We start from the raw sequence: 20,011 nt of genomic DNA, 5'->3' as shown, positions 1-20,011 counted from the left end.
GTGCGGCAGGGCCTTCGGCGTGGTGCGCGTGACCCAGCCGACCACGATCACCGCTGCCGGCTTCCTCGGATGAAGCCAACTCCGTTCGTGTCCACCGGACCGGAGCAACTCGAATGGTCCGTCCGCGTCCGTGCCGCTCCGGCCGCCGGACAAGCCCTAACCGCACAGGGCCAGGATGTCCGGGGAGACCGTGCCCCTGGCCGCGGCGCACAGCGGGGCCATGTCGTACGTCCGCCGCGGCGCGGGCCGTTCCTTCGCCGCGGCCGGCTTCCGCGGGCGGGGTTTCGCCGGGGCGGGCTTCGCGGGGGCGTGCTTCTCGGGCTTCACCCGCTGCGGCCGGGCGGCGGCCGGTACCGGGTCGCGCGCAGGCACCGGTGGGGCGGAGGAGGGCTCCGGCGCGCCGGGCAGGGTGCCCAACGGCAGTGCCGCGGGCGCCGTCGGTCGCGGGTACCCCGTACGGGCCGCCTCCGGTGCCAGGAGGCGAGGCTCCGGCGGGGCGGTGGGGTGCACGGTCACGCACCCGGTGACCAGGACGAGCGCGGCAAGGGTCAGGGGCAGGGCCCGGTGCGGCAGCATCCGCCCACCCTGCCGCACGGGCGCCGCCGGAACCGAACCCGTCACCCGTACGGGTGCCCCACCCTTACTCGCCGGGGGTGCCGGCCCGGCGGACGTGGTCGGACCGGGGGTTTTCACGCCGCCAGCCCGCCCGGGCAACGTACCAAGATCCAGATAACGGGGTAATAAGGAGGTATAGGAGGTATACGGAGAGTAAAGAGGGTGCGGCCGGTGCCGGTCCCGGGGCCGCCGTAACCACCGGGCCGCGCCCGCGGTTGCACAGGCCGGCGGGCCACCCACGGTGAACGGAGTTCGGATGTCGCAGCAGACCGACCAGGCGCAGGTGCGGGCCCAGGGGCGGGGGCCGGGGCGGGCGCAGGCCGGGTCCGGGACCTGGATGACCCCCGCCGCGTACGGCGCCTCGCGCGCCACCGTGTGGACCGCGGCCGTCGTCCTCGTCACCGACGCCGACGGCCGGGTCCTCGTCCAGAGCGTCGACTACCGAGCCGACCGGCTGCTGCCCGGCGGAGCCGTGGACGCCGGCGAGGCGCCCTCCGCGGCCGCGGCACGGGAGATGCGCGAGGAGCTCGGCGTCGACGGGCGCTACCCGCGCGGGCTCGCCGTGGACTGGATCCCCGCCGACACCCCCGGCTTCCCGCCCGAGATGCGGTTCCCCGGCGAGGTCCTGCACGTCTACGACGGCGGAACCTGGACCCCGGAGCGGATCGACTCCGTCCGCCTCCCGGCCCAGGAGATCACCGGCATCCACTTCGCCGAGCCCGCCGACCTGCCCGACCTGATGGACGCGGGCGACGCCCGCCGCGCCCTGTCCGCCCTGCGCGCCCGCGTCAACGGCTCGGGCACCGCGCTGCTGGAGGACGGCCGCCCCACCGCGCCCACCGCCCTCGACCGGCTCGGTGTGCTCCGCACCCGCCGGACCCCGCAGCGCGGCGCCTGGCACCCGGGCCCGGTCCCCGCGCACCTGCCGGTACGGGACCGCTCCGGCTGGCTGTTCGCCCCGGACGGCCGCGTCCTGGTCCTGGTCGCCCGCGCCACCGGCGCCGTCCACCTCCCGCCCCCGACGGCCGCCCCCACCACGCTTGCCGCCCCCCTCGGCTACCGGCACGGCGAGGACGGCGCCCATGCCCGGACCGCCGCCCGGCTCACCGGCCTGCCCCCGGCGGCGGATCCGGCGTACGCCCGCCTGCTGGCCACCCCCGAACAGGTCCGCGAACTGAGCGACTGGGGCCCGGCCGGCACCCACGAGCTCGCCGCCGCCCACACGGCCCGCACCCGCCTCGCCCTGCCCGCCCCCGCCCGCACACCGCCCACGGAACTCCCCGAGGAGGGCGTGCGCTGGTGATCGCGGCGCCGTGACCGGGAAATCCGGCGTCCGTGGCGTGCGGTCCCGCAGCATGGGGCCATGAGCGACAGTGCGATCACCTACACCGTGTACATCCAGGCCGATCCCGCCCGAGTCTGGCAGGCCCTCACCGAGCCGGCCTTCACCCGCCGGTACTGGGGACTGAGCTTCGAGACCGACTGGGCGGTGGGCTCGGTGATGGACTGGGTCGAGCGCGGGGCCCGCACCAGCGACCCCGAGCAGGTGGTCCTCGGCTGCATCCCGGACCGGCTGCTCTCCTACACCTGGCACACCTTCACCCCGCAGTGGGCCGCCTCGGCGGGGATCGGCGAGGAGTTGCGGGCCGAGCTGGCCAAGGAACCGCGCACGAAGGTCACGTACGAGATCGAGCCGATCGGCGACACCCTCGCCCGGCTGACCATCCTCCACGAGGGCTTCGAACCGGGCGGCACGTTGATCGGCATGTGCGGGCAGGCCTGGCCGATGCTCGCCTCCAGTCTCAAGACCCTCCTGGAGACGGGCGCCCCGCTGCCCGAGCCGGAGCAGGGGCCCGGCGCCGACGGCTGACCCGCGGGCGCGGAGAGCCGCAGCACGCGCCGCGGACCCGGCTCTCCGCGCGGCCCGCCCGAACACGGTCACCCCGCAGTTGAGATCATCTTCTCCGACCACAAGTCACGAGCGGGACGGGCGGCATGGGACCGATACGCATACCTTCACCCACATCCACATCCACATCCACACGGACGCTGGCCGAGATCCTGGACGCCGCGGCGGAGGGGCGCTTCCCGCCCCCGGACGGCGGGACGACCGTGGTCCCGCAGCAGAACCCGCGTGACGCGGGCGTCATCGCCTTCACCGCCCACTCCGTGGTGTTCACCGACGAGGACCCGGAATGGGTGCGGTCCACCCTCGCCGCGATCGACGCCGACGCGCTCGCCGCCACCATGAACGCCCGGTTCCTGGCCGCGCTCCTCGACCGTACGGGACGCCGCACCGACACGATCGACCTGTTGACGGTCGCCGACGCGCTGCCCGGCGGACCCCCGCTGGAGCTGCGCGAGATCGAGGACCCCGACCACCCCCGTGTCCGACGGGCCCATGGGCGCCGAGACGACGTGAGGGTCTGGGCGGCGCGGGGCGGGGTGCTCGCCCTCGGCCGGGGCGTCGCGGGCCGCTGGGAGGTGGCGATCGAGGTGGACGAGGCCGTCCGCCACCGGGGCCTGGGCCGCGAACTGGCCCTCGCCGCCCGCCACCTCGTCCCCGACGGCGCACCGGTCTGGTCCCAGCAGGCCACGGGCAACGCCCGGAGCGTGCGTGCCTTCCAGGCCGCGGGTTACCGCCCGGTCGGCGCCGAGTCCCTGATGCTGGCTCCCGCGTAGCGGTCGGCCGCGGGACCCTGGTCGTCGGTCGCGTCCGGCGGTCGTGTGGAATGGGTGTCATGGGGAGAGGGAAGAAGAATCGATTCGCCGTCGGGATGCCGCAGGGCGTGCCGGTCATGCCCACGGCAGCCGGCTGGGCCGTGTCCGTCGTCGGTGTCGGATGCGGTCGCCCCGATCCGGGCACCGGCGGCGCGGAGCGGGCCAAGTCCGCCGCGGTCGCGTCGGTGACCGGAGCGGCCCGGGAGCGTCACGGCGTGGACGTCGGGATCGACCGGGAACCCCTCCCCGGCGGCGCACGGGCCGGGCAGGTCCGCGAAGGAGTGACCCGATGAGCCGTCAGGATCCCGCCGGCGCCGCCGAGCCGCCCGAGCACTGGCGCTACGGACGCCACCTGGAGGCCCTGGCCGGGGCGCGCGGCGCGGGTGCCGAGGCCGAGGCCGTGGCCGTCGTGCTGCGCGACCCCGACCCGGTCATGGCCGAGAGCGCCGTCGTCACCCACCTCGACCGGCGCGCGGCGCGCCTGCTGGCCGACGACGGGTTCCGCGCCTGGGCGCAGGCCATGACCGGTGCGCTCACCGGCCGCGCCTTCCCCGAGCGGCGGTTGCGTGAATGGACCCTGCTCAAGGCCATCACTCGAGGCGAGCCCTGGTCCGCCGCGGAGCTCGTGGCCGCCTCGGACTGGTGCCAGCGCACCGCCGCCCAGCTGCTGACCTCGTACGAGGCCCTCGGCCTGCTCGCCACCGACGCCCGCACCCGCCGCGTGCGCAACGCCGCCGCGGGCCGGTTGAGCCGGCGTACCGCCGCAGCCTCCTCCGGGTGACCGGAGCCGGCTGTTCCGGCGACCGGTGGCATTGATTCCATTCTTATGCGACAAGAGGCTCGTCATACGTCGGTATGACGAATAAGGTGCGGTTAACCCGGCCGGGTGTCAGCGTTGGACGATGCCACTCCGCTGGAGGATGACTCTTCGTGTCGCACGTTTCGCATGCTCCCGTCACCACCACCGACGGCGAGCAGGCCCTGCCCGTACCCACCGCGTACGGTGAGGTCCAAGGCTGGTTCTCGGCCTACGACCAGGTGCTCTTCGACTGGTTCCTGTCCCGCCAGAACAGTGTCGCCGCTCAGCCGGGCGACCTTCTGGAGCTCGGCGTGTTCATGGGGAAGAGCGCGATCTTCCTCGGCGACTATCTGAGGGAGGGGGAGGAGTTCACCGTCTGCGACCTCTTCGACTCGCCCGCCGTGGACGAGTCGAACCTCGCGGAGAACCACCTCTCGTACCCCACGCTCACCCGGCGCGGGTTCGAGACGAACTACCTGGCCTTCCACGAGGCACTGCCGACCGTCATCCAGGCACCGACCTCCGTCGTCGGCGCCAAGGTGCGTCCGGCGAGCTGCCGGTTCGTCCACATCGACGCCTCCCACCTCTACGAGCACGTCGTCACGGACATCGAGTCCTCACGGCTCGTGGCGGCCCCCGGCGCGGTGGTGGTCTTCGACGACTACCGCTCCGCGCACTGTCCCGGGGTCGCGGCCGCGGTCTGGTCGGCGGTGGTCTCGGGCGGGCTGAACCCCATATGCGTCTCCGACATGAAGCTCTACGCGACCTGGGGCGACCCGGAAGCCCACCAGAAGGACCTCCTGGCCTGGCTGGAGGGCCGCACGGACCTGGGGCACGGCGTGGACGTGATCGGGGGCCGGTCCATCGTGCAGATCTCGGACGCCGGGGCCCGGCCGCCGGCCCTCCCGCAGCCGCTGCGCCCCGCGCCCGTGCCGACCCCGGCGGCCCCGGCGCCCGCTCCCGCCGCCCGCAGGCCGGGTGCCGGTTGGCGCAAGCTCGCCAAGGACCTGCTGCCGCCGGTGGTCACCCGCGCGATCGTCTCCTGGCGCCGCCGTCGCCGCGGCTGACCGATGTCGCACGTGCCGGACCCCGCCGCACGGGGTCCGGCACGCGGGGTCCGGCGTACGCGCCTCAGAGGCCCTTGCGCACCCGGGCCGCCCGGCGGGCTTCGGCCTGCTGCCGTGCCTCCAGCGTCTTGCGGGACTCCTTGCCCCGGCCGGGGCGTCCCGGCCGGGTGCCCATCCCGCGGAAGCCGAGCTCCGTGCCCGAGGGCCTCCCCTTGGCGTCGGTCGGCGCCGCGCCGGACAGCGGCACCCCGGAAGGCGCCTTCGCCCCGGTGATCCGGCTGAGCGCGGCCTCCCCGGACCGCACCTGGGTGATGGTGGGCCGGATCCTCGCGTCCGACATCAGCCGCACCATGTCCCGGCGCTGGCCCGGGGTGACGAGGGTGACGACCCGGCCGGACTCGCCGGCCCGCGCCGTGCGCCCGCCGCGGTGCAGGTAGTCCTTGTGGTCCGCGGGCGGGTCCACGTTGACCACGAGGTCGAGGTCGTCGATGTGGATGCCGCGCGCGGCGACGTTCGTGGCGACCAGGACGGTGACGGCCCCCGTCTTGAACTGGGCCAGGGTCCGGGTGCGCTGCGGCTGCGACTTGCCGCTGTGCAGCCCCTCCGCCCGTACGCCCATGGCGCGCAGGTGCTTCACGAACTGGTCGACGCCGTGCTTGGTGTCGAGGAACATCAGCACCCGGTTGTCGCGGGCCGCGATCTCCGTCGCCGCCGAGTACTTGTCGGCCGCGTGGATGTGCAGCACGTGGTGGTCCATGGTGGTCACCGCGCCCGCCTGCGGGTCCACGGAGTGCGCCACCGGGTCCTTGAGGTAGCCGCGGACCAACTGGTCCACGTTGCGGTCCAGGGTCGCCGAGAACAGCATCCGCTGCCCCGCGTGGTGCACCTGGTCCATGATCTCCGTGACCTGCGGCATGAACCCCATGTCGCACATCTGGTCCGCCTCGTCGAGCACGGTGATCCGCACCCGCTCCAGGTGCACGTCACGCCGCCCGACCAGGTCGCTGAGGCGTCCGGGGGTGGCCACCACGACCTCCGCGCCGGTGCGCAGCGCGCTCACCTGCCGTCCGATCGACAGACCGCCGACCACCGTGGCCATCCGCAGCTTCAGGGCCTTGGCGTACGGGTCCAGCGCCTCGGTGACCTGCTGCGCCAGCTCGCGCGTCGGTACGAGGACCAGCGCCAGCGGGCGCTTCGGGTCCGCCTGCCGGCCCGCGGTGCGGGCGAGCAGGGCCAGGCCGAAGGCGAGGGTCTTGCCGGAGCCGGTCTGGGCGCGGCCCAGGACGTCCCGGCCGGCCAGCGCGTTGGGCAACGTCGCGGCCTGGATCGGGAACGGCTCCCTGACCTCCAGCTCGGCCATGGTCGTCACCAGCTCGGCGGGCAGGTCCAGCTCGGAGAACGAGGCCACCGGCGCCAGACCCGGCACCTTCGGCTCGTGCATCGTGAACTCACCCTGCGGCCCCATGCTCCGGGGGGCCTTGGCGCCGGTCTTCGCGGCGGGCTTGGCACCGCCCTTCACACCGAAGCGGCCATGAGCTGACGGGTTCCTCATGCAGGACCTTTCGAAGCAGCGGAAAGCGAGATGGTCAACCGCCCATGGTACCAGCGGGGGCTATGCCTCCCCGGCGACCGGTTCGCCCGCCCGCACCTGTGCGCAGTGGTCGCGCACCTCGACGGACGCGCGCTGGAACCAGTCGGCGATCACGGCGATCTCGTCGGGGGTGTAGTCGGCGAACAGTGCGCCGAGCCGGTCGTAGAAGGGCTGGTAGACCGCGACCACCCGGGCGGCGGCCGCCGGATCGGCCACGACCCGGACCCGGCGCCGGTCGGCCGGGTCGGGTTGGCGCCGGGCGTACCCCGCCCGTTCCAGGCGGTTGAGCACCCCGGTGACGGCCCCGGTGGTGAGGTCGAGCAGCCCGGCGAGGTCGCCGGCGGCGAGCGGGCTGTCCCCGGCTCCCAGGATGTGCCCGAGGCAGGTCAGGTCGGTGACGTTCAGCCCGAGGCGCTGTGCCACCTCCTGCTGGCCGACGATGCCCAGCGCGACGAACTGGTCCATGCGCGAAAGCGCGTCGGCGGCGCTGGCCGGGGGGCGGGGCTTGCCCTGCACGGCGTTACTCCTTAGCATCTAAGTTACTTAGCTCGTGAGATAAAAGATCCTGCTCCGAGCCTACTGCCGCCCCTTCGACCAGGGAGAATCATGAGCGCTCACGGCCACGTCGACCTCGGCCACACGGTGGCCGGCTGGACCGGCACCGCCCTCGCCCTGCTGGGCACCGCCGGAGCGGGCATCTGCGTGTGCACGGCCTGGGCGCCCGGCATCTGGCTCGGCGTGGGCCTCGTCGCCGTGGCCGGGATCGTCACCTGGCTGCTGCACCTCGCCGGATGGGGCAAGGCCGGCGGACCCCGCCCCGAGAGCGACTGGGACTGGCGCGTGCGCGACACCCGCGCCCACGCCGGGCACGCGGACTGCCTCGGCTGCCGGGTCAGCGGACCCCGGCGAGCCCGCGCATCAGCCCCTCGGCCTCGATCCGCCGCGTCGTTGCCCGCTGCGGATAGCAGCGCATGAACATCCGGGTGAAGTGCTCGCCGTAATGGATCACCGCGTCGTCCTGCGGCCCGGGCTCCAAGGGGCGGATGCGGGCGCCGAAACGCGGCTCGTGGAAATAGGCCAGCGCGTACCGCTCCCGGTCCGCGAGCCGCACCTTGTGCGGGGTCGACAGCAGCTCCCCGCCCGTGAGGAACTGCAGGATGTCCCCCGGGAAGACCGTGAGGACGTCCGGGACGGGCGTCACGTACGTCCAGCCGGGGGAGTCCTGGGCGAAACCCGCCGAGCTCTCGCCCGGCAGCCAGTTCCGGGGCCGGTGCTCTCCGTCGACCGGCGGCCGCACGAACAGCCCGCCGACCTCGTCCTGCGCGGCGATCACGAGCAGCCCGTAGTCCGTGTGCGCCCCGATCCCGCGCTCCGTCGTCCGCGAGGCGGCCGGGAAGCGCAGCACTCGCATGTGGTGCCAGCCGTCGCGGGTCAGCCCCGCCAGCCGGTCGATGCCGGCCGGGCCGAGCCCCAGCCCGAGCGCCACGAGCCGCAGCAGCCGCTCGCCGAGGGATCCGACCCCGGCGAGATACGCCTCCATGGCCGTCCGGTACGCGGCGTCGGGCCACGGCACCGGCCCGTGGCACGGCAGCCCGCGCGCGGCCGGCGGCAGGTCAGGGGTGATGGTGAAGATCTCCGAGGCGTCCCGCTCGCCCGCGGTCACCTCCTCCCCGGAGGCGATGTACCCGCTGTACGAGGTGTCGTTGACGCACGCCGCCTTCTCGGCCCGCAGCCGGGCGAAGAACCGCCGACTGGCCGCCAGCGCGTCCCGGGTCCGGGCCCGCTGCCCGGAGTCGGACGCTATCTGGAAGATCCCGTCGCGCCGCCAGGCCGCGGTCATCGCCCGGCCGAGCGCCGCGTCCGCAGCCGTACCGGTCACGTGTTCCGGCACCCGGAACGTCGTGAACCCGCTCATGTCCGTCCCCTCTCGCAGGGAGTCTTCCGCCGGAGGTGCTTCCCCGTGCTCCCCCTTTTCACGGACAGGACGGCCAGAAGTTCGAATGCGCGGCACGCCCACGGTTGGCCGCGCTGGGCGTGTGTCGTAGGCGACTGTTGGGCAGGATCGAGACGGCCGTGTTCAGCGGCCCGCAGTGGAACGTTGAGAAGGATCAGCCAGATGGCAACAGGCATCGTGAAGTGGTTCAACTCGGAGAAGGGGTTCGGTTTCATCCAGCAGGACGACGGCGGCCCCGACGTGTTCGTGCACTTCTCCGCGATCGACACCCCGGGCTTCAAGTCCCTGGACGAGAACCAGAAGGTCCAGTACAACGTCACCCAAGGCCCCAAGGGCCCCCAGGCCGAGCAGGTGGTCCCTCTCTCCTAGTACCGCTGCACGCACCGGGCCGCTGAGCCCCTGCCGTGAACCGAGCCCCGCCGGTCCGCCCGGCGGGGCTCGCGCGTCGCGCCCGTCACCGGAGCCCGTCGTCAAACTCCCGCCGCGGGGCCGCCCTCCGGGCGACGAAGGGAGTTTGACGACGGGCTCCAGGCTGCGCGGTGCAGCGCCAGCAGCAGCGACCACACCCGGCCGGCCAGCTCCGGCGGGGTCGCCGGGATCTGCCCGTGCAGCCAGTCCGCCAGCACCCCGGTGAACGCGGCGGCGACCGCCGAGGCGACCAGGTCCGCGTGCGGGGCGCCCACCGCGGCACGCTCGGCGCGGGCGCGGGCGCGCAGCTCCCGGTTGAGGCGGTCGCCCAGCGGGCCCGCGCCGCCCGGGAGCAGCAGCGTGCGGTAGAGCGGGGCGTGTCCGGCCGCGCCCTCGAAGAACGCGGCCAGCGCCTCCGGGGGCTCCAGCGGGGCCCGCGATCCCGGACCGGTCTGCCAGGCGTGCAGGGCGTCGACCGCCGCGTGGACCACCTCCGCGCACGCGTCCACGGCGAGCGCGGGGAGGTCCTCGTAGTGCAGGTAGAACGTGGCGCGGCCGACCCCGGCGCGGCGGACCACCGCCGAGACGCTGACCTCCGCGAGCGGCCGGTCCGCGCACTCGGCCAGCAGGCTCTCGCGCAGCCGGGCCTTCGTGCGCGCGGTGCGCGGGTCCTCCGGGCTCACGCGGTCACGCGGCCAGCAGCGCGGCGCCGAGCGCGAGGGCGCCGGGCAGGGCCTGGGCGACGAGGATGCGACGGTTGGCGGTCGCGGCCCCGAACACCCCGGCGACGATCACGCAGACGAGGAAGAACACCTGCGTGGCGAGTGAATCGATGACCAGCGCCCACACGAGGCCCGCGGCGAGGAAGCCGTTGTAGAGCCCCTGGTTGGCGGCGAGGGGCGCCGTCAGACGGGCCGTGTCCGCGTCGAACCCGGACAGCGCCCGGCCCGGCGGGCGCTGCCACAGGAACATCTCCAGGACCAGGAAGTACGCGTGCAGGGCGGCCACGAGGCCGATCAGTATGCGAGCGACCGTGTCCATGGCCGCCTCCGTTCCTCTTGGCCCGGCAACGGGAATCGATGGCTGTACCGCCACTTCCTGGACAACTGTACAGGAACTCGGGACCGCTATGCCTCCCGAACGGTGATGGCCGAGACCGGGCAGGCGCGGGCCGCCTCCCTCACCAGCGCGCTGCCCGCGCCGTCCTCCCGCCCGGGGAGCAGTTCCCCGAAGCCGTCGTCGTCCTGGGTGAACACCCCGGGCGCGGTCAGTGCGCACTGGCCGGCGCCGATGCAGACGCCGGTGTCGATGTCGATGTGCAGGGGGGCCTCCGGCACGCCGCTCACCAGGCCACGGGGAGCTCGACCATGCCCTGGATGGTGTCTCCGGGCTTGAAGGGGATCCGGTCCGGCTCGGCCGCCAGCCGCAGCCCGGGCAGCCGTTCGAAGAGGGTCCCGAGGGCGATCTCCATCTCGGCGCGGGCCAGGTTCTGGCCCAGGCACTGGTGGATGCCGAACCCGAAGGCCAGGTGGTGGCGGGCGGGCCGGTTCCAGTCCAGGGCGTCGGGATCCTCGAAGACGGACTGGTCGCGGTTGATGACGGAGGTGGAGAAGATCACCCCGTCGTCCGCGCGCACCGTCACCCCACCGATCTCGATGTCCCGCGTGGCCACCCGCAGCATGCCGTCCGCGATCGACAGGAACCGCATCAGCTCCTCCACGGCCGTCGGCATCAGCTCCGGGTCCGCGCGCAGCTCGGCCAGCTGCTCGGGGTGGAGCAGGAGGGTGTAGGTGCCGAGCGAGATCATGTTGGCCGTCGTCTCGTGCCCCGCGACGAGCAGGATCAGGGCGAGGTCGATCAGCTCCGGTACGTCCACCTCGCCGGTCTCCAGGCGTCGTGCGATCAGCTCGTCGAGCAGCCCGTCCCCCGGGGCCCGCCGTTTGCGCCCGATCAGGTCGGTCAGGTAGGCGTCGAGCTCGCGGCGGGCCTCCTCGACATCGGCCGGTTCCGGCCCGCGCAGCAGCCGCCTCGACCGGCCCTCGAAGAACTCGTGGTCCTCGTAGGGGACGCCGAGCAGGGAGCAGATCACCATCGACGGCACCGGCAGGGCGAAGGCGGAGACCAGCTCCGCGCACGGGCCCGCAGCCTCCATCGCGTCGATCAGCCGGCCCACGGTCTCCCGGATCCGGGGCCGCAGGGCGGCCGTCCGCTTCAGGGTGAAGGAGGGGATCAGCATCCGGCGCTGCGTGTTGTGTTCCGGGTCGTCGACCCCGAGCAGCGCGGTCCGCCGGTTCTGCACCCCCTTGAACCGCCTGGTGGGCATGGGGAAGGCGGCGTTGGTGCGGTCGGACGAGAGCCGGCCGTCCGAGAGCAGGGCGCGCGCCTCGGCGTGCCCGGTGACCACCCATACGGAGCGGCCGTCGAAGAGGGTGACCCGGGACAGCGGCCGCCCCGCCAGCCGGCCCTCCCGCAGTGGCGCGTAGGCGGTCGGCGGGTGGTAGGGGCAGGTTCGGTCCTGGGGGAAGGCGACAGTCTCTGACATGAAGTACCTCGCAAGCCGTGTGGTTCCGTCTCGCCGGACTCCATTACATGCCTGAGGCACCTATCCTTCCCATGCCACTTTCGGCCAGATCGCCCGAGTTCGCCCGCAGGGCCCAACGGGGGCCCGCACCGCTCAGAGGTGGGCGTCCAGGAACTGCCGGAACTCCTCGCGCGTCATCGGCCCGGCGTGGCTCGCGACCGCCTCGCCGCCCTCGATGAGCACGGCCGTCGGGGCGCCGGTCACCCCGTAGCGCCTGGTCGGGCCGGGGCAGCGGGTCATGTCGGTGCGAACGGCGGTGAGCCGCGTCCCGTACTCCACCGCGAGTTCGCCCACGACCGCGTCCATGGCGCGGCAGGCCTCCAGGGCCTTTGGCCAGGACCCGCAGAAATAGGCGAGAACCGGCCCCGTCGTCATGGAGAGGATGAAGTCGAACTCCTGGTCCTCCAGTGGCTGGTGTACCCGACGTGCCGCCATGTGCGTACCGCTCCTCGTCCGTGCGTGCCCGTTGACGCCATCATCGCCCGTTGTCAGTGGCACCTGTGAAGCTGGGGCCATGGACGACAGGATGCTCCGGCGCCGGGTCTACGGCGCCGACCACGAAGACCCCGACCCGGGCCCGCGCCCCGGCCACGTCTACGGCGAGCTCGTGGGCGGGCCCCTCGACGGGCTCCTGCTCGACATCACCGGCTGGAGCGCGCCCCAGCTCGCCGAGGAGGCCCGCCTCCCGACGGAGATAGGGCGCTACGGGGCGGGCGGCCGCGCCCACTACCGCCGCCGCGCACAGGATCAGGTCCACTGGGACTGGGCGGGCGACAGCCGCTAGCCGGCGGCCTCGCGGTCGACCTTCCCCCGGCCCGCGGCGCCGCCGGACCCGGAGCGGAAGGCGGGCCGGCGTCGCCGCGCGCGGTGCGGAAGCGACGAAACACGGTCCTACTCGCGAGTAGGGCCGTGTCGTCCGGCTCCCCGGAAAAAACTTCCGAAGAATTCCGGGACAGCTGTCGATCCGGGCGTCTCCCGTTCGACGCAGGGGTGAGAGGCGGGGAACGTCCCCGCCCTTCCGACCGAGGAGTCACCATGCCGCGCTTCCTGACGATGATCCGCATCGACGAGCAGAACCTGCCGCCCGAGGTGTTCCCCGCCGACTTCGAGCAGCGCATGGGCGCCCTCCTGGAGGAGATCACCAAGGCCGGGGTCATGCTCGACACCGCAGGCCTGCTGCCCACCTCCGAAGGCACCAGGCTGAGCTGGTCCGGCGGGAAGGTCAGCTACACCGACGGCCCGTTCACCGAGACCAAGGAGGTCGTCGGCGGCTACTCCCTGACCCAATGCAAGGACAAGGCCGAGGCCATCGAGTGGACCCGCCGCTTCCTGGAGATCCACCCGGCGAGCTGGAACGTCAGCGCCGAGGTCCGGGAGATCCAGGAGATGTGAGCGGCGCGGAGCCTCCGGGCGCCCGCGTCGCGTTTGCCCTGCCTCGTCACGGCTGCTCTGATGGGTGGCCGTGACGGCAGGTAATACGGCCCAGGCGGTCGAGGCGGTGTTCAGGATCGAGCCCGCTCGCATCATCGCGGGCGTGGCCCGCATCGTGCGGGACGTCGGCATCGCCGAGGAACTCGCCCAGGACTCCCTGGTCGCCGCCCTCGAACAATGGCCGCGGTCGGGCGTCCCGGACAAGCCGGGCGCCTGGCTCATGGCCACCGCCAAGCACCGCGCGATCGACCTCGTGCGCCGCAAGGAGACGTACGCCCGCAAGCTCGCCGAGGTCGGCCGGAGCCTGGAGGACGTGCCGCCGCCCACCGAGCCGGCGGACCCGGACGACATCGACGACGACCTGCTCCGGCTGATCTTCACCGCCTGCCATCCCCTCCTGGCCACCGAGGCGAGGATCGCGCTCACCCTGCGCCTGATGGGCGGACTGACCACCCAGGAGATCGCGCGGGCCTTCCTGGCCTCCGAACCGACCGTCGCCCAGCGCATCGTCCGGGCCAAGCGGACCCTGGCCGCGGCGGGCGTGCCGTTCGAGGTCCCGTACGGGGCCGACCGCGAGGCGCGGCTCGCCTCCGTCCTCGAAGTCGTCTACCTCGTCTTCAACGAGGGCTACTCGGCCACCGCCGGGGACGACCTGGTCCGCCCCGCCCTGTGCGAGGACGCCCTGCGCCTCGCCCGCCTCCTGGCCGCCCTTTGCCCCAAGGAACCCGAGGTGCACGGCCTCGCCGCGCTCCTGGAGTTCCAGGCCTCCCGGATCACCGCCCGCACCGGCCCAGACGGGGAACCGGTGCTGCTCGCCGACCAGAACCGGGCCAAGTGGAACCGCCTGCTCATCCGCCGCGGTGTCCAGGCCCTGAGCCACGCCGGCAGCGGTCCCTACGCCCTCCAGGCCGCGATCGCCGGCTGTCACGCCGCGGCCGTGCGCTACGAGGACACCGACTGGCCGACGATCGCCGCGCTCTACGCCCGGCTCGTCCTGCTCGTCCCCTCACCCGTGGTGGAGCTCAACCGCGCGGTGGCCGTCTCGATGGCCCAGGGCCCCGAGGCGGCGCTGCCGCTCGTCGACGCCCTGGCGCAGGAACCGGCCCTGCGCGCCTACCACTTGCTGCCGAGCGTACGAGGAGACCTGCTCGAGCGGCTCGGCCGGCCGCAGGAGGCCCGCGCGGAGTTCGAGCGGGCGGCCGCGCTCACGCGCAACGAGCGGGAACGCGACCTGCTGCTCGGCCGCGCGGCCCGCCTCGCGTAGGCCCACCCGTCCCGTCGACCCCGGCGTCAGCGACGACGGGCGAACCCGGCCACGTCGAGCGGGGTCCCGGCGGGCCGCCGCGGCGCGGTCAGCGCGACGGGCCTGCGGAAGCCGCCCGAGCAGGCGATCTCCCGCACGGTCAGGCGCAGCGCCTCCTGGAAGTCGCCCATGGTGCGGCGCGCCGCCGGCGTGTCCACGTAGATGGAGTTCATGTGCAGTCCGTCCGTGTCCCGCTGGAACCACGAGCAGGCCCCGTTGGCCCGCGCCGACCAGACGTGGGTGGTCGGCCGCCACTCCTCGTGGCGTTCGGCGCCGCGGCACTTGCGCATGTCGATGTACGAGAAGAAGTTCACGGGGTAGGGCCAGGAGCGGGCGGCGAACTCCTCGGGCGCCAGCAGCTCCCACGCCCGGACGAACGGCACGTCGATGTGGGCGATCATCTCGCCGAAGCCGGCCCGTACCCCGGCCATGACGGCGGCGAAGTCCCGCCCCGGCGAGGCGTCGAACTCGATCGGCATGGTGTTGACGAACCACCCCACCGAATCCGTCCAGGCCTGCCGGCCGCGTTCGCTCACCGGCATGAGCCCCCGGTAGACCCCGGGCCCGCCCGCCTCGCGCAGACAGACGGCGACGGACGCGAGCACCCCCATGAACGGCTTGCCGCCGACCGCCAGGCAGGTCTTCTCGAACACCTCCGTGTCGGAGGCGTCGAGCAGCCGGGAGGCCTCGTTCACGATCGGGTACATCCGGCCCGGCTCCACGCCGAGGTCGAGGGGGAAGCGCGGGAAGAACTCGCCTCCGCCCCGCTCGATGAAGGACTTCCAGTAGCCGAGGCGTTCGTCGCGGGCGTCGACGGACAGGTAGCGGCGGCGCTGCTCGTCGGCGAAGTCGAGATAGCTCGGGGCGGGCGGCAGCGAGACCTCCTCGCCGCGGCACAGGGCCTCGTACGCGGTGAGCACCTCGTGGACGACGATCGGCATCGACATGCCGTCGCAGACGATGTGGTCGAAGGCGAGGTAGACGGTGGCGGAGTCCTCGCGGAGCACCGCGCCCATCACGAACAGGGGCCAGGACAAGGTGTCGATGCTCCGCTTGAACCGCTCGACGAGGAAGTCGCGCAGCAGGTCCGAGTCGTCGAAGACGGCCACGGGCTCGGCTTCGAGGGCAAGTTCGGCGGGGTCGAAGGGCTCGCAGGCAACCTCCCCGGCGAGCCTGCTGAACGCGCACCGCAGCACCTCGTGCCGCTGCACGAAGGAGAGCAGCGCCCGCGCCAGCGCCGGCTCGTCGAGCAGTCCGTCGACCTCGAAGGTGACCGCGATCCACGAGGCGACCGGGTCGTCGGCGTCCCTGCTCTCCTCGGCGACCGTGAAGTGCTTGTCCTGGTTGAAGGACGCCATCTTGCCCGCCCGGGGGTCCTGCTCGGGGGCCTCGGCCGCCGTGCGCCTGAGCCGCCACTCGACCACCCGACCGGGTGCCAAGTGGTGCATCTCCAGAGGAAACTGCCGCATAACCGTCATCCCTTCGCCCCCGATCCGACCCCGAGGCGCTAACGACCCCCGGCCCGGGGAGGTGACGGAATCACCCTCCCGGGCACGAGGTCCGGCCGGCCGGAGCGGCCAGTGCCCGGTCGAAGTCGACGACGCCGTCGTAGGCGCCTCCGGTGCGGATCCAGGTGTTGACCGCGGTACGGACGTCCTCGCCCCGCTCGGTCCAGTAGGCCGCCGTGGAAGGGCGGGATGGTGGCGCCGATGACCCTGACGCCGCGGGCGTGGGCCTCGCGGACGAGTTCCCGGTATCCGGCGATCACGTGTGACAGCCGTGCCGAAGAAGGATCCGCGCGCTCAGGACTCCACGTCGTCGCGGCGGACTTCGATGTGGTCGGAGGCCAGGTCGACCGCCACGCGGTGTTCCATGCCCAGGGCCTCCAGGAACTTGTGGGGGAGCTGCACACGGCCCGTGCGGTCCAGCATGACGTACTCCCGCTCGCTCACCGACTCCTCGCCGTGCTCGTCGGTGACGGTGCGCCGCAGGACCTCGCTGCTCGTCCGGCCGTCGCGGATGGCGACCGTACGGCGGACCTCGCCGGCGACCATCGGGTCGTGGGTCACGATGACGACGGTGGCGCCCAGTTCCCGGTTGACGGTTCGGAACGACTCGAAGATCGCGGCGCCCGTCTCCGAGTCCAGCTCGCCGGTGGGCTCGTCGGCGAGGAGCACCTTCGGGTCGTTGGCCATGGCCACGGCGATGGCCACGCGCTGCTGCTGGCCGCCGGAGAGTTCAGCCGGCCGACGGCTCGCGAGGTCGCCGATCTCCAGGGCTTCGAGGAGCTGAGCCACCCGCTGTGCGCGGAGCGCTTTCGCACCGCGCCCCGCCCGGCCCCTCAACTGCATGGGCAGCGCGATGTTCTGGGCCGCCGTCAGGAAGGGCATCAGATTGCGCGCCGTCTGCTGCCAGACGAAGCCCACCGCCTCACGCCGGTAGCGCAGCCGCTCCTTGGCCGACATCTCCAGCAGGTCGTACCCGCCCACGGTGGCGGTGCCCGCGGTGGGGACGTCCAGGCCGGCGAGGATGTTCAGCAGGGTGGACTTCCCGCTGCCCGAGGCGCCGACGAGCGCCACCAGGTCGCCCTGGGCCACGGTCAGTTCGAGCCCCTGAAGGGCCTGTACCTCGACCCCGGCGGTGCTGAAGATGCGGACCAGACGGTCGCAGGCGATCGCCGTTTCCGCCCCGCGCGTACGGGGCTCCGCGGCGGCCAGGGCCTCCCGGCGCAGGTCTTCGTAGGTCGGCTGGTCGGTGTTCACCGCTGGTCTCCCGCTCTCAACTCGGTGGTGATCTGTCGCCTGCCGGAAATCGCCGCCTCCGCCAGCACGGCCGCGGTCACGAGGGCCGCGACGCCCAGGGCCTGGGTCAGTACGGGCGAGGCCGCCGGCCCCAGCCCGGTCGGGACCTTGGCGCCGACCAGCGAGGACAGGTTCACGGCCGGACCCAGCAGGAGCACGGCCGCCGCCGCGACGAGCCCGCCGCCGAGCGCCGCGACGAGTGCCTGCGGCCAGGTCTCGGCCAGGATCAGAGCCACGCCCCTCCGGGGCTGGAGGCCCATGGTCCGCAGCCGGGCCAGGAGCGCGGCCCGGTCCGGCGCTGCCCGCATCAACGTCAGCAGCACCGCCAGCACGGCGAAGCCGGCGGCGCCCGCCACGGACGCCCAGAACAGCCGGCCGGCGGAGCGCTGGAGCGGGTCGCCGGCCAGTTCGGCGACCTTGGCGGCGCTGGTGCGGACCAGGTACTTGTCGGCGCTCGCCGCCGGGACGGTCCTGGAGAGGAGTTCCTCCAGCCGGTCCCCGTCGATCCGGCCCACCGCCAGCCACCGGTTGGGCTGTGCGGCCTTGGGGACCACCGCGGTGGTCGGTCCGGCCGGCAGGATCAGGGTGGCCACGCCCGCACCCGGCAGTGCGGGCGTAGCGCCGTCGAAGGTGCCGGCGGAGCCGACCTGGATCTCCTCGCCGCCCACCCAGAGGCGGAAGGCCTCACCGCCCGCCGGGCCGGCCGTGTCCTTCTGGGCGAGCAGATCGCGGCTGAACAGTGCCGGGACCGCGGAGCCGGTCCCCTTCCCGGAGAGCGCGGCCGGGTCGAAGCGGCCCCGTCCCAGGCTCCGGGACAGCTCCGCGTACGACTCCGGATCGACGACGACCACCGAGACGTGCGTCGTGCCCCGCCCGAAGTAGCCGAACGCGTTGTCGTCCACCCACACCGAGGCGGCCGTCCGCACGCCGGGCAACGAGCCCGCGGCGTCGACCAGTTCCCGGGGGAGGGCGGTCTCGTAGGGGGCGGAGACCTGCGCGTCGCCGCCCACGGCCTCCCGGGCCACCTGGAGCCGGGAGGCGTCGACCGCGCCCAGCACCGTCGCACCGAAGCCGCCCGTGGTGACGGCCAGCAGCAGCGCGATCAGCGGCAGCACCGAGGGCCGCCCCCGCCCGCCGGCGGCCCCGGCGGGCCCCCCGCGCGCGGCGCGGGCCAGTCCGAGGAAGCCGACCAGGCCGGGACCGCGGCCCGCCGCCCGGGCCAACGCCCCGACGAGCGGCGGCTGGAGCCGGGCCAGGGCCAGCCCGCCGCACAGCGCGAGCAGCAGCGGGGCGGCGACGAGCAGCGGATCGAGTCCCGCCCCGGCGGGGGCGACGCCGCGCGTGCGCACCTCGTACACGGCGGCGGCGGTGGCGACCACGACGAGGAACTCGCCGACGAGCCGTCGCCGGGGCCGCGGAGCGCGCGGACCCGACAGCAGTACGAAGGCCCGTACGGGCAGGGCCAGCAGGGCGAACAGGGTGACGGTGGTCGCGGCGATCAGGGAGGCCGTCCCCCGAGGCGTCGGCAGCAGCACCAGCGCGAGCCAGGTGGCCGCGGCCGCGGCGGGCAGCACCGTCACGGCGCCCTCCCCGAGCAGCCGCAGCACGATGGAGCGGCGCGAGCCGCCGCGGGCGAGCAACAGCCGCAGCTCGGCCGCACGCCGGTCGCCGCCCAGCGCGGCGGCCAGGGCGAAGACGACCACGGCCACCCCGGCGACCCCGGCCGGGCCGATCGCGGCGAGCGGGGCCGCGCCCCGCTCCCGGGCCTCGGCCTGAGCGAAGAGCTCCGGGAGCCGGGAGGCGATCCGCAGGTCCGGGCGCCCGATGGTGCGGCTGAGCCCGGTGGAGGTGGGACCGGCGACGAAGGAGGCGATCTCCTTGGCGGTGGCGGGCAGCCGGTCCGACCGCAGGGCGTCGGTGTCCACCGGGAGCCGCCAGAAGTACTGGATGCCCTCGCCCCAGCCGGCGATCCGGTCGATCCCCTCGGCGCCGACGACGGCGTCGGTCTGCCAGTACGCCAGCGGCGGGGCGGTGGTCGTCCGGTTCTTGCACGCGTGGGCCATGCAGGGCACGTCGGTCCAGTACACGTCGGCGTCGTCGAAGGCGTCGTAGAGGCCGACGACCTCGGCCCGCTGCGGGCCGGACATCGACGGCTTGGACTCCAGCACGGTGCCGATGGGCGCCTTGATGGTCTCGGACGCGGCGCGGGACAGGGCCACCGGGACCGGCGCGTCGTCGGCCACCGGGCCGCCCGGCCAGCGTCCCGCCACCAACCTCGCGTGTGCGGTGACCTCCGGCAAGTACGCGAGGGTCAGCCGCGGGTCGGGGCCCTCGATCCGGGTCAGCCCGGGGTTCGCCAGTTCGGTGGGCTTCATGCCGTACGCGCCGTGCACCGGGCCGCTCGCGGCGAGCTGGAACGCGCCGCCGGTACGGGCGCGCAGCGCGGCCAGCGCGGAGTCCAGTTCCTGCGGCGTCTGGGGTCCGCCCTGCGAGCCGGTCGTGGCGAACAGGCTCGTCGGGGCCGGGCCCTGGGCCCGCAGGAAGGAGCGCAGGGCCTGGTCGGCGCCCCGGTCCACGGCGCGGGGCAGGGCTGCCGCGAGGAGGACGGTGACGAAGACGAGGGCGGCACCGAGCAACGCGCTCAACGGAGCCGCGCGCAGCCGCGTCCGCACCCAGGGCGCGGGCCGAGTCTCCGCGGGCCGAGTCCCTGCGGGCCGAGTCCCTGCGGGCCGAGTCCCCG

Annotated in this window: 23 protein-coding genes; 11 read left to right on the top strand and 12 right to left on the bottom strand. The window is 73.9% G+C overall.

All coding sequences use genetic code 11. The features are described 5' to 3' along the window. Nucleotides 1-156: 156 nt before the first annotated feature. Nucleotides 157-576 (bottom strand): hypothetical protein, encoded by a 420-nt coding sequence (locus ACIQ5Y_RS18260; RefSeq protein WP_403880875.1) that lies wholly within the window; start codon nucleotides 574-576, stop codon nucleotides 157-159. A gap of 295 nt (nucleotides 577-871) precedes the next feature. On the opposite strand from ACIQ5Y_RS18260, the gene ACIQ5Y_RS18255 reads away from it, so the two are divergent. The 6 genes from ACIQ5Y_RS18255 (at nucleotide 872) to ACIQ5Y_RS18230 (ending at nucleotide 5,202) form a co-directional block, all read left to right on the top strand. Next, entirely contained in the window at nucleotides 872-1,918 is a 1,047-nt protein-coding gene (locus ACIQ5Y_RS18255) for an NUDIX domain-containing protein (RefSeq protein ID WP_403880873.1), read from the top strand. Between the two features lie 60 nt (nucleotides 1,919-1,978). After that, nucleotides 1,979-2,485 carry an SRPBCC family protein gene (locus ACIQ5Y_RS18250; RefSeq protein WP_403880871.1) on the top strand — a complete coding sequence of 169 codons (507 nt, stop codon included), beginning with the start codon at nucleotides 1,979-1,981 and terminating at the stop codon, nucleotides 2,483-2,485. A 125-nt stretch (nucleotides 2,486-2,610) separates the two neighbouring features. After that, nucleotides 2,611-3,297, top strand: coding sequence for a GNAT family N-acetyltransferase (locus tag ACIQ5Y_RS18245; protein WP_403880869.1), 687 nt, complete (start codon nucleotides 2,611-2,613; stop codon nucleotides 3,295-3,297). A 116-nt stretch (nucleotides 3,298-3,413) separates the two neighbouring features. Continuing rightward, entirely contained in the window at nucleotides 3,414-3,629 is a 216-nt protein-coding gene (locus tag ACIQ5Y_RS18240) for a hypothetical protein (protein WP_403880868.1), read from the top strand. Next, nucleotides 3,626-4,117, top strand: coding sequence for a hypothetical protein (locus tag ACIQ5Y_RS18235; RefSeq protein WP_403880866.1), 492 nt, complete (start codon nucleotides 3,626-3,628; stop codon nucleotides 4,115-4,117). The genes ACIQ5Y_RS18240 and ACIQ5Y_RS18235 overlap by 4 nt, the downstream gene beginning before the upstream one ends. Nucleotides 4,118-4,266: 149 nt before the next feature. After that, nucleotides 4,267-5,202: a class I SAM-dependent methyltransferase gene (locus ACIQ5Y_RS18230; protein ID WP_403880865.1), complete on the top strand. Its 936-nt coding sequence runs from the start codon at nucleotides 4,267-4,269 to the stop codon at nucleotides 5,200-5,202. 64 nt (nucleotides 5,203-5,266) lie between these two features. Here ACIQ5Y_RS18230 and ACIQ5Y_RS18225 read toward each other — a convergent pair whose 3' ends face one another. Both ACIQ5Y_RS18225 and ACIQ5Y_RS18220 read right to left on the bottom strand, forming a co-directional pair. Continuing rightward, nucleotides 5,267-6,754, bottom strand: coding sequence for a DEAD/DEAH box helicase (locus tag ACIQ5Y_RS18225; RefSeq protein ID WP_403880863.1), 1,488 nt, complete (start codon nucleotides 6,752-6,754; stop codon nucleotides 5,267-5,269). A gap of 60 nt (nucleotides 6,755-6,814) precedes the next feature. After that, entirely contained in the window at nucleotides 6,815-7,309 is a 495-nt protein-coding gene (locus ACIQ5Y_RS18220; protein WP_403880862.1) for a MarR family winged helix-turn-helix transcriptional regulator, read from the bottom strand. Between the two features lie 90 nt (nucleotides 7,310-7,399). On the opposite strand from ACIQ5Y_RS18220, the gene ACIQ5Y_RS18215 reads away from it, so the two are divergent. Next, nucleotides 7,400-7,768 carry an HGxxPAAW family protein gene (locus tag ACIQ5Y_RS18215; RefSeq protein WP_403880860.1) on the top strand — a complete coding sequence of 123 codons (369 nt, stop codon included), beginning with the start codon at nucleotides 7,400-7,402 and terminating at the stop codon, nucleotides 7,766-7,768. On the opposite strand, the gene ACIQ5Y_RS18210 is transcribed toward ACIQ5Y_RS18215, so the two are convergent. Further along, the gene (locus ACIQ5Y_RS18210) at nucleotides 7,686-8,708 is read right to left on the bottom strand and encodes a 2OG-Fe(II) oxygenase family protein (RefSeq protein ID WP_403880859.1); all 1,023 of its coding nucleotides are present in this window, start codon (nucleotides 8,706-8,708) and stop codon (nucleotides 7,686-7,688) included. The two genes, ACIQ5Y_RS18215 and ACIQ5Y_RS18210, sit on opposite strands and share 83 nt — an antisense overlap. Nucleotides 8,709-8,909: 201 nt before the next feature. On the opposite strand from ACIQ5Y_RS18210, the gene ACIQ5Y_RS18205 reads away from it, so the two are divergent. Beyond that, on the top strand, nucleotides 8,910-9,116 hold the full coding sequence (locus ACIQ5Y_RS18205) for a cold-shock protein (protein ID WP_403880857.1): 207 nt from the start codon (nucleotides 8,910-8,912) through the stop codon (nucleotides 9,114-9,116). Nucleotides 9,117-9,217: 101 nt separating this feature from the next. On the opposite strand, the gene ACIQ5Y_RS18200 is transcribed toward ACIQ5Y_RS18205, so the two are convergent. From ACIQ5Y_RS18200 to ACIQ5Y_RS18180, 5 genes are all read right to left on the bottom strand, one after another. Further along, the gene (locus ACIQ5Y_RS18200; RefSeq protein WP_403880855.1) at nucleotides 9,218-9,838 is read right to left on the bottom strand and encodes a TetR/AcrR family transcriptional regulator; all 621 of its coding nucleotides are present in this window, start codon (nucleotides 9,836-9,838) and stop codon (nucleotides 9,218-9,220) included. 4 nt (nucleotides 9,839-9,842) lie between these two features. Continuing rightward, nucleotides 9,843-10,196 carry a DUF1304 domain-containing protein gene (locus ACIQ5Y_RS18195; RefSeq protein ID WP_403880853.1) on the bottom strand — a complete coding sequence of 118 codons (354 nt, stop codon included), beginning with the start codon at nucleotides 10,194-10,196 and terminating at the stop codon, nucleotides 9,843-9,845. Nucleotides 10,197-10,282: 86 nt separating this feature from the next. Then, entirely contained in the window at nucleotides 10,283-10,477 is a 195-nt protein-coding gene (locus ACIQ5Y_RS18190) for a ferredoxin (protein ID WP_376655859.1), read from the bottom strand. 20 nt (nucleotides 10,478-10,497) lie between these two features. Further along, nucleotides 10,498-11,697 (bottom strand): cytochrome P450, encoded by a 1,200-nt coding sequence (locus tag ACIQ5Y_RS18185; protein WP_403880851.1) that lies wholly within the window; start codon nucleotides 11,695-11,697, stop codon nucleotides 10,498-10,500. Between the two features lie 132 nt (nucleotides 11,698-11,829). After that, a complete protein-coding gene (locus tag ACIQ5Y_RS18180) occupies nucleotides 11,830-12,171 on the bottom strand; it encodes a thioredoxin family protein (RefSeq protein WP_403880849.1) in 342 nt (113 codons plus the stop codon). Nucleotides 12,172-12,250: 79 nt separating this feature from the next. Between ACIQ5Y_RS18180 and ACIQ5Y_RS18175 the strand changes: the two genes are divergently transcribed. From ACIQ5Y_RS18175 to ACIQ5Y_RS18165, 3 genes are all read left to right on the top strand, one after another. Then, complete coding sequence (locus tag ACIQ5Y_RS18175) at nucleotides 12,251-12,520, top strand: hypothetical protein (protein WP_403880847.1); 270 nt, start codon at nucleotides 12,251-12,253, stop codon at nucleotides 12,518-12,520. Nucleotides 12,521-12,771: 251 nt separating this feature from the next. Then, on the top strand, nucleotides 12,772-13,128 hold the full coding sequence (locus ACIQ5Y_RS18170) for a YciI family protein (protein WP_403880845.1): 357 nt from the start codon (nucleotides 12,772-12,774) through the stop codon (nucleotides 13,126-13,128). Nucleotides 13,129-13,192: 64 nt separating this feature from the next. After that, nucleotides 13,193-14,431 carry an RNA polymerase sigma factor gene (locus ACIQ5Y_RS18165; RefSeq protein ID WP_403880843.1) on the top strand — a complete coding sequence of 413 codons (1,239 nt, stop codon included), beginning with the start codon at nucleotides 13,193-13,195 and terminating at the stop codon, nucleotides 14,429-14,431. Between the two features lie 26 nt (nucleotides 14,432-14,457). Here the strand turns inward: ACIQ5Y_RS18165 and ACIQ5Y_RS18160 are convergent, their stop codons facing one another. The 3 genes from ACIQ5Y_RS18160 to ACIQ5Y_RS18150 all read right to left on the bottom strand — a co-directional run bounded on the left by ACIQ5Y_RS18160 (nucleotide 14,458) and on the right by ACIQ5Y_RS18150 (nucleotide 19,907). Beyond that, on the bottom strand, nucleotides 14,458-15,939 hold the full coding sequence (locus ACIQ5Y_RS18160) for a condensation domain-containing protein (RefSeq protein WP_403880841.1): 1,482 nt from the start codon (nucleotides 15,937-15,939) through the stop codon (nucleotides 14,458-14,460). Between the two features lie 333 nt (nucleotides 15,940-16,272). After that, the gene (locus ACIQ5Y_RS18155; RefSeq protein WP_403880839.1) at nucleotides 16,273-17,232 is read right to left on the bottom strand and encodes an ABC transporter ATP-binding protein; all 960 of its coding nucleotides are present in this window, start codon (nucleotides 17,230-17,232) and stop codon (nucleotides 16,273-16,275) included. Continuing rightward, complete coding sequence (locus ACIQ5Y_RS18150; protein WP_403880837.1) at nucleotides 17,229-19,907, bottom strand: hypothetical protein; 2,679 nt, start codon at nucleotides 19,905-19,907, stop codon at nucleotides 17,229-17,231. The genes ACIQ5Y_RS18155 and ACIQ5Y_RS18150 overlap by 4 nt, the downstream gene beginning before the upstream one ends. Between the last annotated feature and the right edge of the window lie 104 nt (nucleotides 19,908-20,011).

Source organism: Streptomyces sp. NPDC096339 (assembly GCF_044762985.1).
Lineage (GTDB): Bacteria > Actinomycetota > Actinomycetes > Streptomycetales > Streptomycetaceae > Streptomyces.
Note: the sequence above shows the minus strand (reverse complement) of the source record. Positions and strands in the feature narration are given on the sequence as shown.